General features: G+C 34.8%; 17 protein-coding genes. 5 read left to right on the forward strand and 12 right to left on the reverse strand.

Annotation, left to right across the window (positions count from 1 at the left end):
- Window positions 1-20: 20 nt before the first annotated feature.
- Entirely contained in the window at window positions 21-602 is a 582-nt protein-coding gene (locus A9G48_RS07995) for a Maf family protein (protein ID WP_065576054.1), read from the reverse strand.
- Window positions 603-1,185: 583 nt separating this feature from the next.
- Here A9G48_RS07995 and A9G48_RS08000 point away from each other — a divergent pair.
- Together A9G48_RS08000 and A9G48_RS08005 are read left to right on the forward strand one after the other, a co-directional pair.
- A complete protein-coding gene (locus A9G48_RS08000; RefSeq protein ID WP_034943526.1) occupies window positions 1,186-1,614 on the forward strand; it encodes a universal stress protein in 429 nt (142 codons plus the stop codon).
- Between the two features lie 226 nt (window positions 1,615-1,840).
- Window positions 1,841-2,524, forward strand: a complete 684-nt coding sequence (locus A9G48_RS08005) for a hypothetical protein (RefSeq protein WP_034943524.1) — start codon at window positions 1,841-1,843, stop codon at window positions 2,522-2,524.
- A gap of 168 nt (window positions 2,525-2,692) precedes the next feature.
- On the opposite strand, the gene rlmKL is transcribed toward A9G48_RS08005, so the two are convergent.
- The 4 genes from rlmKL to glmU all read right to left on the reverse strand — a co-directional run bounded on the left by rlmKL (window position 2,693) and on the right by glmU (window position 8,474).
- Window positions 2,693-4,819 (reverse strand): bifunctional 23S rRNA (guanine(2069)-N(7))-methyltransferase RlmK/23S rRNA (guanine(2445)-N(2))-methyltransferase RlmL, encoded by a 2,127-nt coding sequence (gene rlmKL / locus A9G48_RS08010; RefSeq protein WP_051825105.1) that lies wholly within the window; start codon window positions 4,817-4,819, stop codon window positions 2,693-2,695.
- A gap of 715 nt (window positions 4,820-5,534) precedes the next feature.
- On the reverse strand, window positions 5,535-5,771 hold the full coding sequence (locus tag A9G48_RS11380) for a hypothetical protein (protein ID WP_141672984.1): 237 nt from the start codon (window positions 5,769-5,771) through the stop codon (window positions 5,535-5,537).
- Window positions 5,749-5,826, reverse strand: a complete 78-nt coding sequence (locus A9G48_RS12210) for a hypothetical protein (RefSeq protein ID WP_442903122.1) — start codon at window positions 5,824-5,826, stop codon at window positions 5,749-5,751. Before A9G48_RS12210 ends, A9G48_RS11380 begins: the two co-directional genes overlap by 23 nt.
- A 1,277-nt stretch (window positions 5,827-7,103) precedes the next feature.
- Window positions 7,104-8,474 (reverse strand): bifunctional UDP-N-acetylglucosamine diphosphorylase/glucosamine-1-phosphate N-acetyltransferase GlmU, encoded by a 1,371-nt coding sequence (glmU, locus tag A9G48_RS08020; protein WP_442903341.1) that lies wholly within the window; start codon window positions 8,472-8,474, stop codon window positions 7,104-7,106.
- A gap of 138 nt (window positions 8,475-8,612) precedes the next feature.
- Between glmU and hemG the strand changes: the two genes are divergently transcribed.
- Window positions 8,613-9,158, forward strand: coding sequence for a menaquinone-dependent protoporphyrinogen IX dehydrogenase (hemG, locus tag A9G48_RS08025; RefSeq protein WP_051825019.1), 546 nt, complete (start codon window positions 8,613-8,615; stop codon window positions 9,156-9,158).
- Between the two features lie 154 nt (window positions 9,159-9,312).
- Entirely contained in the window at window positions 9,313-11,139 is a 1,827-nt protein-coding gene (gene typA / locus A9G48_RS08030; protein ID WP_034943518.1) for a ribosome-dependent GTPase TypA, read from the forward strand.
- A gap of 34 nt (window positions 11,140-11,173) precedes the next feature.
- Here the strand turns inward: typA and A9G48_RS08035 are convergent, their stop codons facing one another.
- Window positions 11,174-11,590, reverse strand: coding sequence for an RnfABCDGE type electron transport complex subunit B (locus A9G48_RS08035; protein WP_051634234.1), 417 nt, complete (start codon window positions 11,588-11,590; stop codon window positions 11,174-11,176).
- Window positions 11,590-13,290, reverse strand: a complete 1,701-nt coding sequence (locus A9G48_RS08040; protein ID WP_051825018.1) for a formate--tetrahydrofolate ligase — start codon at window positions 13,288-13,290, stop codon at window positions 11,590-11,592. The genes A9G48_RS08035 and A9G48_RS08040 overlap by 1 nt, the downstream gene beginning before the upstream one ends.
- Window positions 13,291-13,456: 166 nt before the next feature.
- On the opposite strand from A9G48_RS08040, the gene sohB reads away from it, so the two are divergent.
- Window positions 13,457-14,566: a protease SohB gene (sohB, locus tag A9G48_RS08045; RefSeq protein ID WP_065576056.1), complete on the forward strand. Its 1,110-nt coding sequence runs from the start codon at window positions 13,457-13,459 to the stop codon at window positions 14,564-14,566.
- Between the two features lie 103 nt (window positions 14,567-14,669).
- Here sohB and A9G48_RS08050 read toward each other — a convergent pair whose 3' ends face one another.
- Genes A9G48_RS08050 through A9G48_RS08070 form a run of 5 tightly spaced genes read right to left on the reverse strand, consistent with a single transcriptional unit; the run spans window position 14,670 to window position 18,858 of the window.
- A complete protein-coding gene (locus A9G48_RS08050; RefSeq protein ID WP_065576057.1) occupies window positions 14,670-15,896 on the reverse strand; it encodes a beta-ketoacyl-ACP synthase in 1,227 nt (408 codons plus the stop codon).
- Window positions 15,893-16,624, reverse strand: coding sequence for a 3-ketoacyl-ACP reductase FabG2 (locus tag A9G48_RS08055; protein WP_034943512.1), 732 nt, complete (start codon window positions 16,622-16,624; stop codon window positions 15,893-15,895). Before A9G48_RS08055 ends, A9G48_RS08050 begins: the two co-directional genes overlap by 4 nt.
- Complete coding sequence (locus A9G48_RS08060; protein ID WP_065576058.1) at window positions 16,624-17,103, reverse strand: ApeP family dehydratase; 480 nt, start codon at window positions 17,101-17,103, stop codon at window positions 16,624-16,626. Before A9G48_RS08060 ends, A9G48_RS08055 begins: the two co-directional genes overlap by 1 nt.
- Complete coding sequence (locus A9G48_RS08065; protein WP_065576059.1) at window positions 17,103-18,284, reverse strand: beta-ketoacyl-[acyl-carrier-protein] synthase family protein; 1,182 nt, start codon at window positions 18,282-18,284, stop codon at window positions 17,103-17,105. Before A9G48_RS08065 ends, A9G48_RS08060 begins: the two co-directional genes overlap by 1 nt.
- A 1-nt stretch (window position 18,285) precedes the next feature.
- Window positions 18,286-18,858, reverse strand: coding sequence for a DUF3261 domain-containing protein (locus A9G48_RS08070; protein WP_034943506.1), 573 nt, complete (start codon window positions 18,856-18,858; stop codon window positions 18,286-18,288).
- Window positions 18,859-18,861 lie beyond the last annotated feature (3 nt).

Here is an 18,861-nt window from a genome sequence, read left to right on the forward strand (position 1 = left end):
TCTATTTATTAACTAAATTATTATATTAAAAGTGGATTACAACCCATGTCGATCATAATTTTATTGAGTTTTAATAATGGCAACCCAACTAATGAATTAATATCATCACCTTCAAGTTTATCAAACAGGGTGATGCCCAGTTCATCACATTTAAAACTACCAGCACATTGTAGTGGCTTCTCTTTGCTAATGTAAGCATCAATTTCTGAATCAGTTAAATGCCGAAAAGTCACCTTAAATGGTTCGCAAATAGTGGTTTGTTGTTGTGTTTTGGTATTAATTACTGTCATACCAGTATAAAAATAGAAAGCTTTACCGCTGCTTTGTCGAAGCTGTTTACGGGCATTATCAATTGTATGTGGTTTGCAAACAATATTACCGTCTAACACACCAACTTGATCAGAGCCAATAATTAAACTATCAGCAAACTGCGTCGCTAATGATTGGGCTTTAAGTTTAGCTAACCGAACCACCAATTGCTTAGCTGATTCACCGACTAGCGGTGTTTCATCGCATACAGGCGGTACACACTCAAAAGGGATAGCTAATTTTTCGAGCACTTTTTTACGGGATACAGATGTTGATGCTAATATGATTCTCATATTAAATTCCTCTTATAGATCCAAGATGAAAGATGCGTATTAAATTCGATATGCCCATAATAATCAAAGGTCTGTTATGCAGTAGGATAATTGAACATGTTTGCCACTATTTTTCTTCACTTGTCTTAATTAATTTTTACTGATGCCTTGCCGTTGGTAACATTCATCCATAAAAAGGCTAGCTAGAATAAGTAATATATACAAAATCCGTTAAACAACTTGTAATGCTAATTCGCTTTTCATCATGTCAAGCTATTATAACCAATCTGGCATAATTTGAAATTGTATAGTATCAGTAATAGGAAGGCATTTTCCTAATGGCTATTGGCGATAAAACAGAATAATTTGTTCAAGTGTTGGTTTTATATTAAACCAATGAATGATCGTGCTCTCCCGCTATTAAACTAACAAAAAATATTTTACTTTTTCAAAAAAATTCTAGAATATTATTGTAATGTATTAAGATAGTTAACCATGAAAAGTAATTAAAGATTAAATTTAAAATTAGCATCATACTAATTCAATATTGCTAGTTGACAAAATAGATAGACGATAAATGCTTTAGTTTCTTAAGGGGATAATTATGTACAAACAGATTTTAGTTCCTATTGATGTATTTGAAGATGAATTAACTAAAAAGGTAATACCACATGTAGAGTGTTTAGCTAAATTGTCTAATGCCCATGTAATATTCTTTCATACATTGCCAGTCGCATCAGCTATTGTGAATGCGTTTTCTTTTGGTTTTGATGAATTTAAAGATAAAGCAACCATTGAAACTGAACAATGGTTAAATAACTTGATGGATTTGATAGATTTACCAAAAGAAAATCTATCCTTTTCGATAGCTTTTGGTAACCCACGGGACGAAATCCTAAACTTAGCGGAAGAAATGCAACCCGATTTAATTATTTTGGGATCTCGTCGCCCAAATATTGCTACGCATCTATTAGGATCAAATGCTTCAGGTGTAGTCCGTGGCGCTAAAACATCGGTATTAGTAGTGCGTTAGCGTCAAAAATGACCGCATATTATAAAATAACAAACGTTTTTAAATGATTTTTAAAGATCAAATTAGCTTTATTTCTGAATTTAAAAATCTGAATGCCTCTTTGGTTATTGGTTTAACTGATTTTTGCTGTATCTAAGTTGTATAAAATTTTGATTCAAGGTTTTTTTATTGCCCAAAATGTAAAAACCCCATATCATTAACAAGATTTAATATTAGGAATTATTGTATGAAAAAATTATTATTTATAACCCTATTAAGCTTTATTTTAGGTGGTTGTAATTCAGTAAAATACAATTATGTTGTAGACAAAAAACAATTTAGTTATCCAGCATTAAATGTTATTACTAAAACTTTTGTTGGCGATGACATCGTAAGGCAAGGTACAGTAGCCGCAAGAGATGTGATCGAATTTCCTCATACTACGGTTATTAGCCGAATTGTCGATTATACTATACAAGCAGGGGAATATCCTAAAGTAGGTGAAGACGAAAATTATATGTTTTTTGGTTTGAAAGAGTTGAATTCAGGTGCTGCTGTGGGTAAATCGATTTTTGCTGATATTCCCGCTGGTATTAGAACAGATAAAAGAAATAACGATTTATGTATTATAACCACTAAAGGTGGATCGCTTTGTAACAGCAATATTATATTTTCTTACCATAAGAAAAAAGCTACCAATCAAAATACCTTCCAACAGGTATTAATTTATAATGGAAAAATAGGAAACAAAATTAATATCGCTTATAAAGAATTTAATGATGATTATGCTCGCCCTGCATTTTCGAATAATGTTGAATATGATTTATCAAATTCAAGAAATATCAGATACAAAGGCGTTGAATTAAAAGTTATAAGAGCAACAAATCAATATATTGAATACAAAGTACTAAGTAACTTTAATTTTAAATAACGAATCAATTCACGCATTTTTAAACCCTCATATGAGGGTTGTTGTTTTGATGAGTAAAATATTTATTTCGTTAAGTATTATTAGGTAAGTTTTTATGTTTACTTAAAGAAAATTACCTAACAATACAAAGTATTGAGCTTAATTAAGCTCCCAGACGTTTGGTAAAAATTACAATGATTGATGCTTAATAATAAAGCAACAATGTATTTGCTTGTTGCGTTTAAAATCCAGCGATAGCGTTTTATTGGTAATTTCTTGATAGACTAGCCCTAGGTTTTGCATACCGATACTATCCATTTTAAAACCACGCTTATTATTCGAAAAGATAATCGTTCCATTAGGGCGTATCAAGCGTTTTAAATCGGACATCAATTTTAGATGATCACGCTGAACATCAAAGGTATCGTTCATGCGTTTTGAATTTGAAAATGTCGGTGGATCGATAAAAATTAAATCGAATTGTTCATCAGCTTGAGATAAATAGAGCAAACAATCCGCCTGAATTAATCGATGTTTTTTACCTGTTAAACCATTTTGTTTTAAATTACGATCTGCCCATTCCAAATAGGTGCGAGACATATCGACCGTGGTGGTTGATTTTGCTCCGCCAAGTCCAGCATAAACCGTTGCACTACCTGTATAGGCAAATAGGTTTAGAAAGTCTTTTCCTGCACTCATTTCACCAATCATTTTTCGTGCTAAGCGATGATCTAAAAACAATCCTGTATCTAAATAATCGGTCACATTAACCCAAAATGTGGTTTTGCGCTGATTAATCGGGTATTCATGGACTAAAAAATAGTCCTGTTTTTGTCCTAGCTTTTGGTACTGCTGTTTACCTTTTTGCTTTTCTCTTGTTTTTAATACTAACTGATCGGCGGTAAGCTCAAGCACTGACATGGTGGCATTAATAATATCAAAAAGCCGTTGGCGAGTTTTTTGTGGATCAATGTTTTTCGGCGCTGCGTATTCTTGCATCACTATTTTATCTTTATAACAATCGATAGCGACATTGTATTCAGGCAAATCTGCATCATAAAGCCGATAGCATTCTAGTCGTTCTTGAGCAGCCCATTTTTCTAACTTTTGTTTATTTTTCCGTAATCGGTTAGCAAAATCAGTAGCCGGCATTGTAGAATTTGTGATTGCTTCTTCAGTGTTACGCTTGGCAATGACATAATTTTTTTGTATACAGTCGAGTGGTCCATTTTTTGCTTTGAATTGTCTTTCTGCTCTCATTTGTAAGCAATCTAACAACTGTGGTGCACCGCTAAATAATGATAATCGCCATCCACCAAAATTTTGTTTGATCTGTCGACCAAGTGCCGTATGCAAAGCAATAAGCGCTGGTTCGCTTTCTAAGCGTTCTCCATAAGGTGGATTACTGATGATCATGCCTACCGTTTCAGTTGGCAATGGATTGGTCAGTTGTGTCACATCTTGCATCGAAAAAGTAATTAAATCTCCCACTCCTGCTTGGAGGGCATTTTGTTTGGCCCGTTCAAGTACTGTAGCATTATTATCATAACCGATAAATGGTGTGTTTATTTTGGATACGTTATGCTTTGCGGTGAAAAGTAATTCGTTCCACAATGTCGGATTAAAGCCTTTCCAAGCAAAAAATCCCCACTGTTTACGATGTAAACCGGGAGGGATTTGTGATGCGATCATTGCGGCTTCAATTAGTAATGTACCTGAACCACACATCGGATCGAGCAATGGCTCAGTTATTTTCCAACCAGAACGCATAATAATAGCTGCCGCTAGGCTTTCTTTTAGTGGGGCTTTCCCTGTTTGCTCTCGATAACCACGCTCATGTAAACTATTACCACTTAGATCTAAAGATAGTGTGACACGGTTTTTATTTAAATAAGCATGAAGTCGAATATCGGGATCTTGTTTTGCTACATTAGGACGTTCATTAGTATGACGCAAAAAGTGATCAACAATAGCATCTTTGATCTTTAGCGCACCATATTGACTATTACGGATAAATTCGTTTACGCCAACAAAATTAATCACGAAAGAGTTATCAACAGCAAAAATATCTGGCCATTTAATATTAAACACACAAGAGTACAGATCCAAATCGCTATAGATGTCGAACTCGGCAATAGGTAGTAAAATGCGAGATGCCAAACGCGACCATAATAATGATTGATATAGCGTTTTGTCATCGGCATCAAAATAAACACCACCTTGCGCAATTTTACAATTAATTGCCCCAGTTTGTTCTAACTCTTTTTTTAATAACTCTTCAAGCCCGCGAGATGTACTGGCAAATAGCGTTTTCATGCATAATCCACTTAACAATAAAATTGCTGGCATTATACCGGCTAATTGCAATAGTGGGAAATGAAGACAATTTTTTATTGTTGGTATTAAGGTTAAATTTTTGGTTTTTTTCATTTTTTTAAGATAAAAATATCTATCGATAATCTTTTTTATCTTAAAACATGACCAAGAAAGCCGTTTTTAACACGATTGTTTTGTCCTAATAACATATTTCAAAAAAATCAGCGATGCCTTTACGTCCATCCAATTTGATATCGCGATACTTTATAAGAAAACCCAACAATTTAATGTCTTTGATATTTTAATTATCTATATCATAATTATTGTTCTAAAATAGATTGATTTCGTCTTTGGCTTCATAGCCCAATAGATTGGTAAGTGAACATGTGTTTTCGGTAAACGAGATAAATATATCGGGGCTTTTTCAACTGAAAAGAGACAGTTAAATTAAGTGGCGTGTTGGCATTATTACCGGCGACAAAGGTAAAAAGGATATATTTACGTACAGTTTGCGGCACCTCAAACAATTCACATGTGGAAAAACATTAAATAATCGCGTCGGCATTGTTGTTTTGTTTCTTGTCCTAATTTTTCATAATTCAAAACTGGTTAAATTGATGCAAATTTCTTTGTCTCTTTTGTCCCCCTCAGAATATAAATAATTCCTTGGTGTAAATGGAAAAATTGATTCAAAAATATCCGTATTATATTTAGTTTAGAAGAGGAATGCTATTAAACTACTGACTAAGTTCAAGGATTTTAATGGATTGAGATAAACCTTCACCATATGGCTATTGCCAAATTTTGGTTTGTAATTAATAGGCAAATTTCCTAACAAGCATTGCCAGCCAGATTCAGAGCAATTAATGGTTTGCAAATAGTTATCAACAATTAATGCAGCGAGTGCTGGATTTTGCCTACCTAATAGGCTACACATCATTAATGTTGGCATTGCCAACTAATACATACAGATCATCAATAGTGGTTAATTTGCTATGTACATAGATTTATTTGGTGACAGTGCGGTAGCCTAACAGCTCAAATTAAGTAAGATAACATATTTGTTATACTCTTTTAACTCTATTTTTTGTATTCTTGGTCCATTTTATCGTAATAGATAGGGTCCAATTTTGCCAATCTTTATGTGGTATTTTATTTTTAATCAGTTGTTAATAAATCTATAAATGTTTGCGAATGCGGCTAAGAAAACTATCATGACAAACTACAATAGTTTGTACGGTTTGATGAATGGTAGCCATAATATATTCTGTATTTAATAATCCTTCGGGATATACAGGTATAGTTATATAGACATGAAAAGGTTCAGGCTTAAAGGAAAAAATTACACTGGCAAATTTATTGCTTAATGTTTGAATAATTTTATTTTCAGGCAAGCTATCAGCTGTATTAGATAACAGTGTTGTTGCTCAAGGTTTCAATGGCATTTATGTTATTGTTGCCTCTGATAGTTCATTATTTAATGGATTATTATAAGGGTGCTATATTCAAAAATAACAAATTTATTTTCCAGATAAATATCAGATTGCGGCTTCGATGAAAGATGCTTTTAAAAGATAAGCTGTTTTAAATTATTGATATAAAGGTTTTTTATATATTGGAATATTTTTATTCTAATTAATCAAATAATATTTAACCTAATAATATTATAATTAGCTTGCTTCGGGTGCTTCATGATTGGTTTGATATCAACTAGATACTTGTTAGCCTCTTTAAGCCTTTAATACAGCCAATTTATTCAGCTGTTACTGTTTGCCAAGTTTTGCAGTGGATCAATACCTGTCATTTCAATGTGCTACATGATACGCCAGTAGCTGCATTATCTTCAATATGGACAAACCGACTAAGCTGTTTATAGATAATTTTTGCATGTTATGGTTATAGCCTGCTTTGCTATCTGAATTATATTTAATATCAATATTTATATTAAGTTAAGGTGATTAACAGACATGTTGGCTTTTTCAAAAGATCGATTGCTTGGAATGTAATAATTGTAATGTCACTACCTTATAAGAAAGTAAATTGGTTTCCGAGAATAGCGCAAAATAAAGAGAAGGGAAACAAAGTTTTTATCTTTAAATAGCTAATTATTAAAGAACTGCTAGAATAATGTACAACGATTCATTGAGTCGCGTTTTTTAAGTGTTTAAATTTTTTCTATTCAGTTAAATCCTTGAAGTTCACTGAATAGAAAAATTATGATAGAACCTTTGTTACACCATAGCTAGTGATAGTATCAAAAATACTACACTTAGTTTAAACTTTGTTAGTTAGATTTTATTGGTCGTTTCCAATCAGCAATTTGTCTTTGTTTTACACGACTAACCACCAATTCGTTCTCATTCACATTATTGGTAACCGTTGTTCCTGCTGCAATAGTTGCTCCTTTACCCACTTTTACAGGTGCAATTAATTGCGTATCAGAACCGACAAACACATCATCTTCAATAATAGTTTTAAATTTGTTTGCACCGTCATAATTACAGGTGATGGTGCCTGCACCTATGTTGACGTTACTACCAATTTCGCTATCGCCAAGATAGCTTAAGTGTCCCGCTTTGCTTGCTTGGCCTAGATGTGCTTTTTTTAATTCAACAAAGTTGCCAACATGGGCTTGTTCATCAAGCTGTGAACCAGGTCGTAGACGGGCGAAAGGCCCGATAGTGCACTGTTTAGCGATAGTTGAATCTTCAATAATGCTATACGGACTGATTGTTGAATTGTCATCAATTGAGCAATTTTTTAAGACACAGCCTGCACCAATAAATACGTTATTGCCTAGTTTGACATTTCCTTCAATAATTACATTACAATCAATCGTAACATCTTTACCATGCGATAGTGTGCCTCGTAAGTCAAAGCGATTTGGATCAAGTAGTGTTACACCAGCTAGTAATAAATTCTGAGCTTGCAGTTGTTGATATTGCCTTTCTAACATTGCCAATTGCAGGCGATTATTAACACCTTCAACTTCAAATTGTTGAACTGGGTATGAGGTTAAGATTTCATAACCATCTTGATGCGCAAAAGCAATAATATCGGTTAAGTAGAATTCTTTTTGTGCATTATTGTTGGTTAAACGTAATAACCAATTTTTCAATAATTTTCCATTAACTAGCATTATACCGGTGTTAATTTCGTTGATTTTTTGTTGCTCTGATGAAGCATCTTTTTGTTCAATAATAGCAACAACTTTGCCATTTTTGCGTTCAATGCGCCCATAACCAGTTGGATCTTTAAGAATAACGGTTAATAAAGCGATACCTTGTTGAGGTTTATTAGCAATTAAAGTTTGTAGTGTTTGAGCCGATATAAGTGGGGTGTCACCATATAAAATTAAGATATCTTCGTCATCTTGAATGTAAGATATGGCTTGTTGTACAGCATGGCCAGTGCCGAGCTGTTCAGCTTGATAAATGAGCTGAACATTTTGATCTTTAAGCGCTTTTTCAAGCTGTATTTTGCCATGCCCATAAACAATATTGATATGATTAGTATTAAGTTGTTGAACTGTATCAATAACATGTTGTAACATCGGTTTAGATCCGATTTTATGTAAAACTTTAGGAATGTTGGAATACATTCGTGTGCCTTTTCCTGCCGCCAAAATAATAGCACTCAGTTTTGGTGGTGAAATTGCCATAATTGGTTCCGAACTGGTTAAATTAACTTAACACTATAATCAAAAATTTTAATAAAATCATCCTTATTTTGTTACTTTTTTGATAAAAAAGTATTATTAGAATTGAACAAGTGTTTTTAAGAAGGAAAAATGATGAGCACTGCAATAAAAGTTTTATTACTCTATACAACTCATGAGAAGCAAACGCTTAAAATTATGAAACGCATAAAGAAACAAATAGAAGACCAATGTGATTGTGATGTGATCGAGCTTTTACCTAATACAAAAATCGATTTATCAAAATATCAATCCGTCTTATTAGGAAGTTCTATTCGCTATGGTTTTTATAGTAATGTAATGAAAAAGTTTATTAATGATAATTCTCAAGAATTAAATCAAATTAAATCAGGTTTTTTTGGAGTAAATATGGTTGCAAGAAAACCTAATAAAAATACTCCTGAAACTAATTTATATACTAAAAAATTTTTAGCTAAGATTGCTTGGAAACCAACTTTAACAGCAGTATTTGCGGGCGCTTTATATTATCCACAATATAACTGGTTCGATCGTAATATGATCCGTTTTATTATGTGGTTAGGCAAAGGGGATACCGATGTGACAAAGCCTGTTATTGAATACACAAATTGGGAAAAGGTAGATGAATTTGCGTATCAATTTTATACACAAATAGCAAATTAATCTAAAAACTTTAACAAAAAAATTCAATATTTTTCTGATTTTTTCAAGTTATAAAGTTCTTTTCAATAAACTTTGTGATATAGATCAACATTTCAACTAAAAAGGTGTACAATACTGCGCCTAAAGAATCTATCTCCTAATTGGGATTTTAATTGTGATTGAAAATTTAAGAAATATAGCCATTATTGCCCATGTTGACCATGGTAAAACTACTCTGGTTGATAAATTGTTAAAACAGTCAGGTACGCTTGATAACCTACGTGGCGATGACAATGAACGTATAATGGATTCGAATGCGCTTGAAAAAGAGCGTGGTATTACCATTTTAGCTAAAAATACCGCAATTGATTGGAATGGTTATCGAATAAATATCGTTGATACACCAGGGCATGCTGATTTTGGCGGTGAAGTTGAGCGTGTTATGTCAATGGTTGATTCGGTATTATTGCTTGTTGATGCAATGGATGGACCAATGCCTCAAACCCGTTTTGTAACGCAAAAAGCATTTGCTTATGGTTTAAAACCGATTGTCGTTATCAATAAAGTAGACCGACCAGGAGCTAGACCTGATTGGGTGGTTGACCAAGTGTTTGATTTGTTCGTTAATTTGGGGGCGACTGATGAACAGTTAGATTTCCCTATCGTTTATGCTTCTGCATTAATGGGTATTGCGGGCTTAGAACATGAAAATATGGCTGAAGATATGACGCCACTATTTGAAGCGATTGTTAAACATGTTGAACCACCAAAAGTGGATTTAGATGGTCCATTCCAAATGCAAATTTCACAACTTGATTATAATAATTATGTTGGTGTTATTGGTATTGGACGAATCAAACGTGGTCGTGTTAAACCAAATCAACAAGTGACTATTGTTGATAGTGAAGGTAACAAACGTACAGGTAAAGTAGGACAAGTGCTAGGTCATTTAGGCCTACAACGTTATGAAGCAGAAGTTGCTGAAGCTGGTGATATTATTGCATTAACAGGTCTTGGTGAGCTCGGTATCTCAGACACGATTTGTGATAATAGTTGCGTTGAAGCTTTACCAGCGCTAACTGTTGATGAACCAACAGTAACTATGTTCTTTAATGTTAATAGCTCACCATTTGCTGGTAAAGAAGGTAAATTTGTGACATCGCGTCAAATTCTTGAGCGTTTGAAAAAAGAACTTGTACATAATGTAGCACTTCGTGTTGAAGAAACACCTGACCCCGATGCCTTTAGAGTATCTGGTCGAGGTGAATTACACTTGTCAGTGTTAATTGAAAATATGCGCCGTGAAGGCTATGAGTTAGGGGTTTCTCGTCCTAAAGTTATCTTTAGAGAAATTGATGGTAAAAAACAAGAACCATTTGAACAAGTTACGCTTGATATTGAAGAGCAGCATCAAGGTTCAGTAATGGAAGCACTAGGTTTGCGTAAAGGTGATCTAACAAACATGTTACCAGATGGTAAAGGCCGTGTGCGTTTAGATTACGTCATTCCAAGCCGTGGACTTATCGGTTTCAGAACTGAATTTATGACGATGACTTCAGGTACTGGTTTACTTTACTCTACTTTTAGCCATTACGATGATGTTCGTCCAGGTGAAATTGGTCAGCGTAATAATGGTGTAATGATTTCAAACGGTACAGGTAAAGCATTGGCTTATGCGCTTTATGGCTTGCAAGACCGTGGTAAATTATTCCTAGGTCATGGTGCTGAAGTTTATGAGGGTCAAATTATTGGTATTCATACTCGTTCAAACGATTTAACTGTTAACTGTTTAACGGGTAAAAAATTGACTAATATGCGTGCATCTGGCACTGACGAAGCAACAACACTTTCACCACCAATTAAAATGTCATTAGAACAAGCGTTAGAGTTTATTGACGATGATGAATTAGTTGAAGTAACACCGTTATCTATCCGTCTTCGTAAACGTCATTTGACGGAAAATGACCGAAAACGTGCATTTAGAAGTGGTAACAAAGACTAATTAATATTTGTTCTATCGTAATATGAAAACCTCGCTATTTAGCGAGGTTTTTTTTGGCTTTTACTCTAGCAATGGCATCGGCGATAGACTGTTTTCGGTCGATCGATGTGCTAGTTTTGTTTGCCATCGGTGTGGTCCGAGGAAACAAAATTGTTGGCGGCACCAATTGGTTGTGATTTAATCGCTGTTGCTTTTTCTCAGTTAGCGCTAACTCTTCTGATTCACTTAATACAGTGCCTAAAGTGCTTAATGTAATACAGTCTGTTGGACAGGTATTAATACAATTACTACACGAAGTACATAACTGTGGCAAAATAGTGTGTAATACTTGCTTACTGCCCACTATAGCATCGGTTGGGCAAACACGAATACATTTGCCACAGCCAATACAGTTTTCTTCGTCAATAAATGCTTTATATTGTTCTTGGGTTTGCATAATTACTTCTTGCATTAACTTAAACCTACAATATTACCATCTTTGTCAATATCGATTTGTCTATAAGCAGGATTAGTACCTAGCCCAGGCATGGTCATCACATTACCCGCATAAACACGAATAAAACCAGCGCCGGCAGATATCGCTAAATGACTGATATCGACATCAAAATCGGTAGGAACATTTTTTAAGTTTGCATCAGCACTAATTGACATTGGCGTTTTAGCAATACAAAGTGGCAAATGATCCAGTTTTAATTCTTCGATCTCTTTGATGTTTTCCAGTGCAGTGGCTGATAAATTAGCCTTGTTAGCACCATATTTTTTTACCATGGTTTGAATCTTATCAGCGAGAGGCATATTATCAGGATAAGGCAATTTGATTTCACTTGGCATATCACATGCTTTAATAACATGTTTTGCTAATTTTTCAGCGCCTTTACCGCCTTGAGTAAAGACTTCGCTTACTTCACAGGCAAATGCACCTTGTTCAATCGCATATTTTTGTAAAAACGCTAATTCTTCTTCACTGTCGTGTGGAAAGCGATTAATAGCGACAATTACTTGTAAGCCATAACTTTTGGCATTGTTAATATGCCATGCTAAATTAGCTGCACCAATTTCCAGTAATTCAACGTTGGGTTCTGAAATTTCTTTCGGAATAGCTTGCCCCGGTTTAATATTATACTTACCGCTATTGGATTTTAGGCTTCGCACCGTTGCAACCAATACCACACACGAGGCTTTGATGCCGGATTGGCGGTATTTAATATTAAAGAATTTTTCCATGCCCATATCCGAACCAAATCCTGCTTCGGTCACAACATAATCGGCAAGTTGTAACGCAATACGATCAGCAATGACAGATGAATTGCCATGGGCAATATTAGCAAAAGGACCTGCATGAATTAGTACTGGTGTATGCTCAACAGTTTGCATTAGGTTTGGATTAATGGCATTTTTAAGTAATACCGTCATAGCGCCTGCAACTTCAAGTTGTTCAGCAGTAATGGCTTCGCCTTTCGTATTATAAGCAAGAATAATACGACCAATACGTGCACGTATGTCGTGTAAATCTGAAGCTAATGCCAAGATTGCCATAAGTTCTGATGCCGCAGTAATTTCAAATCCATCTTGGCGTTCAACACCATTAAAGCCACCACCAACACCAACTATAATTTTACGAAGTGCACGATCATTATGATCAATTGCCCTTTTCCAAACAATGCGATTAACATCAATATTTAAACGAGGCAAACCAGTTTGTGCGGTAAATTCATCGCCTAAACGCTCTTCATGATAAAGGCGTGAATCTAATGCGGTCGATGCCAAATCATGCGCCGCAGTAATTGCATGAATATCACCTGTTAAATGTAAATTTAATGTTTCCATCGGTAATACTTCAGCTTGCCCCCCCCCAGCAGCGCCACCTTTAACCCCAAATACAGGACCTAAACTGGGTTGACGGATACAAGCGATTGCTGACTTACCAATATAATTTAATCCCTCACTTAGCCCGATAGTATTAACTGTTTTACCTTCACCAAGTGGAGTTGGCGTGATAGCAGTAACTAATACCAATTTACCTTCAGGTTTGTTTTGGTTTGTTTTAAGAATGGATAAATCGACTTTTGCAGCATGTTTGCCATAAGGTAGGACAAATTCTTCGGGAATGTTGCATTGTTTAGCTATTTCGGTAATTGGTCGTAAAGACATATTTTTCTCATATAACTGTAATTTGGGCTATCAGTATAAATAATTTGATTTGCCGAATAAAGCGACAATTATATCTTTATTGATTTTCGGCACAACTTTCAATTATCTTGTTATAATAACTAAATACATTCAATTAAAGTATATTTCATCAAAGGGTAATAATTAAATGAATTGGTTTTCTATGTATTCACTTTTCTTAGCTGAAACAGTAACAGTGGTTATAGCTATTCTAGCCGTGCTTATTTTTATATTAAGCCAACGCCGTAAGTCCATAACAGCGGCAGGGCGTTTATCAGTTAAAGATATTAGCCAAGAATATGAGCAAGTCAAAGATGATATGTTAATGTCAAGTATGGACGAGCTAGAAGCTAAACTGTTTATGAAAGATCTTAAAAAACAGAAAAAAAATGAGAGAAAGCAAGCGAAATTAGTAGCTAAACAAAAAAAGAAACAAGATAAAAAACAAGAAAAATCTGCCGAACAAACATCGTCAGATAATGTAGTTAAACCAGTAGAAAGTAATACAAACCAACAAGTAAAACCTAAATTATTTGTATTATCTTTCAATGGCAGCATGGATGCACACGAAGTTGAAGAATTACGCCAAGAAATTACTGCTGTATTAGCTGTTATTAAGCCTGAAGATAAAGTTGTCATTAAGCTTGAAAGCCCAGGTGGTGTTGTTCACGGTTATGGTCTTGCTGCATCGCAATTATTACGGTTTAGACAGCGTGATATACCTTTCACTGTAGTGGTTGATAAAGTTGCGGCGAGTGGGGGATATATGATGGCTTGTACCGCTAACAAAATTGTGGCAGCACCATTTGCAATTGTCGGGTCAATTGGTGTGGTTGCGCAGATCCCTAATTTTAACCGCTTACTCAAAAAACATGATGTAGACATTGAATTACAAACGGCAGGCGCTTATAAGCGTACATTGACAATGTTTGGTGAAAATACCGAAGAAGGACGTCAAAAATTCAAACAAGAATTAGAAGAAACTCACCTTTTATTTAAAGACTTTGTTAAAGAGTATCGCCAAAATGTCGATATCGAACAAGTTGCAACAGGCGAACACTGGTTTGCAACACAAGCTAAAAATAAAGGCTTAGTTGACGAAATTAGCACTAGTGACGACTTTATTTTATCTCACTTAGAAACACATAAAATTATCTCAGTCTGTTATAAACGTAGGCAAAGACTATCGGAAAGAATTTCGAAGAACGTGATAAAAAGTGTAGAAAGATTATTTTTTAGACAAGAAAACGGGCTGTAATAGTCCTTTTTTGTGATGAATGTCAACTTTTTAATTGATTTTTTGAGCTAATTATACTGATAGTTATAATTAGCTACCTTTTATCGTTATGGTGTTGATTAGATTAAAGTCTTTTGATGATAATTGAAGTATTTATCCCCCCAAATGCAAAATTGTTGGTTTGAAAATACTCAATATCTAAATTTCGACCGGTTCCTATTATATAGTCAAGCTCACCACATGCTGGATCAATATTATTTAGGTTAATTGTTGGATTGAACCAACCTGAGTGCATCATTTCAAGTGTTAGCCAAGCTTCTAATGCCCCACATGCACCAAGAGTATGACCGAAATAACTTTTTAACGATGAGATAGGTGTTTGATTACCAAATATTTCAGAAGTTGCATTACTTTCAGCTATATCACCGCGATCGGTAGCTGTACCATGAGCACTGATGTAACCAATATCCGCTGGTGATAAATTAGCTTTTTTTAACGCTTGTTCGATACATAGTTTCATTGTTTCTTTACGTGGTTGAGTAATATGGCTTGCATCACAATTTGTCATAAAACCGACTATTTCACCATATATTTTTGCTCCTCGTGCTTTTGCATGCTCGTATTCTTCAAGAATTAAAGCACCAGCTCCTTCACCAATTACCAAGCCATCGCGATCTTTGTCAAATGGACGAGGAGAGCTTTTAGGATTATCATTCTGTTGACTGGTAGCAAATAAAGTATCGAAAACGGCTGCTTCTGAAGGACATAACTCTTCTGCACCACCAGCTACCATTGCTGTTTGTATACCGTATTTGATGGCTTCATAAGCATAACCAATTGCTTGACTACCTGATGTACATGCACTCGACGTTGTAATTAAGCGGCCTTTTAAACCAAAAAATAATCCTGTGTTTACCGCTGTCGTGTGAGGCATCATTTGTATATAAGTGGTTGCTGTAATATTATTGGTATTTTTGTCATTTAACATAGCACCAAAGGCGGCTACTTGGTCAGTACTTCCTGTTGATGAGCCAAATGCAATTCCTGTATCGCCATTAGTTATCATTGGGTCATCTAATAATCCGGCCTTTTCAAGGGCAATTTCTGTGGCTTTTGTTGATAGTAGAGAAACACGTCCCATTGAGCGTATTTTTTTTCGTGTGTAGTGCTCAGGTATTTCAAAGTTGTCAATAGGTGCACCTAACTTAGTGTGCAAACCTTCATAAACTTCCCATTCTGGCATATACCTTACAGCATTTTCTAATTTTTTTAAGCTTGACTCAATACTATTCCAATCATTACCCAAGGAGGTAACTCCCCCCATTCCAGTTATGACAACTCTTTTAGTCATATCATTCCTCCATTGATTGAAATTACTTGTTTGGTTATATATCCTGACAAATCAGACATTAAATAACTAGCCAGACCTGCTACTTCATCCACTTGTCCCATGCGTTTTAATGGGATCATTTTCATTGCTTCTTGTAATGCAATAGGCTCCATATCTAAAATGCCGGTATCAATTAAACCTGGAGCAATACAATTCACGGTTATTTTTCGCTTAGCTAGTTCAAGTGCCAATGCTTTACTTGCACCGATTACTCCCGCTTTTGCTGCGCTATAATTAACTTGGCCACGGTTACCCGCTATACCTGACACTGATGAGACGATAATGATTCTTCCGCCACTACGTAGCCCTATCATTGGCATTACACAAGGATGTAGTACATTGTAAAAACTGTTGAGATCAGTATGGATAACTTTAGTCCAATCATCTTCAGTTAAAGAAGGAAAAGCGCCATCTCGAATAATACCAGCATTGTTGATAACACCATAGTAAGCACCATATTGTTCTATATCGGCGTCGATATTTTGTTTGCACTGTAAACGATTGCTCACATCAAATTGTATTAATCGAGCTGTTCCACCTGCCTGTTCAATGATATGTTGTGTTTCTAGTGCACCTTGTTTATCACTATGGTAATGGACAACAATATCAAACCCATCTTGCGAAAGTTTACAAGCAATAGCTTTACCAATTCCTTTACTTGCACCAGTTACAAGGACTGTTCGTTTCATTATTCTTCTTCTCCTAATCGTGTTTTACCAAATAATTGATCAAGTTCTGATAAAGTTGGTTCGTAAACATTAAGTTTACCTGTCGCTACACATTGTTCATCAATCATTATATTACAGTCAAAATTGGCTAATCTAGCATCGTTAAGCACTAAATTAGTATGTATCATTAAGCGACAATTATGAGGGAAGTTTTGTAATGTTGTTTTTATTGATCGTCCACCTAATAGCATTCCTAAAACTGGTTTACTATTCTTCATTAAGCCATAGTATCCATTCCATACGCCAATTGTTTGAGCCATTAATTCAATGGCGTAAAAATTAGATAACGAGTAATCGCTATTTAAAAATGGTGCTAAAACGCTGGTTTTGCTTACTTGTACACTACAAATACATTGTTCATCTGTGATTAGATGAACCTTTTCTATCATTACCATAGGACTTTCATGTGGTAAATAATAATTTGCTGGAGAATATCGCATTATATTTTTCCAATAATAAGTGATGAGTTGTTACCACCAAAAGCAAATGAATTTGACATTATAATTGGGGTTTTTAACATCATGTTTTCAGTAACTATGTTGATTTCATCAAGATTTTTATCAAATGCTGATTTTGAAAAATCTTGCTGTGGTAAATAAATATCTTGATCTAATAATAGGTAACTAATAGCCAATTCTGTTGCCGCTGCACTACCTAAAGTATGCCCCGTTAAGTGCTTTGTTGAACTACAGGGAGCCAAGTTTTGGCTAAATAACCTATATACCGCTTTACTTTCAGCAAGATCATTTAATATGGTTGCTGTGCCATGTAAATTAATGTAACCAATATCATTTAAGGATAGATTTGCATTATCTAATGCTGCTCGCATGGCTTTTTCTGCCCCTAACCCTTCAGGGTGAGGGGAGGATATATGATAAGCATCAGACGATTCCCCCGTTCCTAATATTGCATAATCACTTGTTTTTTTATTAGTCAGTAAAAATATAGCACTAGATTCTCCAATGTTTATGCCATTACGGCTTTCTGCAAAAGGCATACATGGAGTGGTAGAAAGTGATTCAAGCGCATTAAAGCCATTAATTGGCATTCTTGCTAAACTATCGGCGCCACCAACAATTGCTGCATCAACTAACCCTGCTTCAATCAATCTTTTTCCACTAATAATCGCCCTTGCACTTGAGGTACAAGCAGTTGATATTGTGTAGCTTGGGCCTTTTAATTCAAGTAATGCCGTTAAGAAACATGAAGGATCGCCTAATTCTTGTTGATTATAGGTGAAAGAAGAAGCACTGTTTTGTGTTTGCAAATAATGTTTTACATTTATATCCCCTTCATGAATCCCTGAAGTACTTGTACCCATAATAATAGCAATTCGTTTATGACCATACTGTTTAATAGCTGATTCAATTTCTGATTGAATTTGTAAGTAAGCAGCATAAAGTAATTGGTTGTTGCGTGTTACGTATTTTTGCAAGTGTTCAGGGATGCTAGGTAAATTAGCATTAACTTTTCCTAACCAAGTTTTCTGACCATCTAGTAGCCAACCCTCTTGTTCAATTAAGCAATGTTGAGCACAATAGTTTTTAGTTAAACCCTGCTTAATTTCAGTTAAATTATTACCTAAAGAATTAATTGCACCAACGGCAGTAATATAAACCATTTTAATTTGTGTCCATGCTTTGTATTGTAATTTGATAACCAAATATGTGATGTTCAATTTGAATAGGTTTTCTAATATGCTCTGATGCTTTTTCAGTATAAGTAATATCAACGATAATTTGTTGTTTATCATCGCTTAGTGTTCTATGCAGATCTCTATCAACAAGCTGCCAACCTTGAGGTAACACAGTTTGCCATTCTGAAATCGGTAAGATACTTAACATAATATCTGATAATACTTGTTCAGGCGGGGGGAGCTCTTTAACAAAGATATTATTTTTTGAGTTAATAAGCTCACCATTATATTCAATTTCAAAAAGCCGAATACCAAGAGCTGAAAGACCAACAACTTTTAATTGATTATCGTTTACATCAACTAAAGTAATGATTGAATTTTCCTGATCATTATATTTAAACTTTAATAGCTGTTGATCATGATAATTTTGTTTCAAATTGATCATTGGGAGGTTAATTTTAACTTCTTTCGTTAACCATGCTTCTGATTGAGTTTTGGTTGCACAAGCTGAGACAAGCATTGTTAACAAAAATAAAATTAATATCGTAAATCTTTTCATCCT

This window comes from Gilliamella sp. wkB18, assembly GCF_001690875.1.
GTDB classification, from domain to species: domain Bacteria; phylum Pseudomonadota; class Gammaproteobacteria; order Enterobacterales; family Orbaceae; genus Gilliamella; species Gilliamella apicola_A.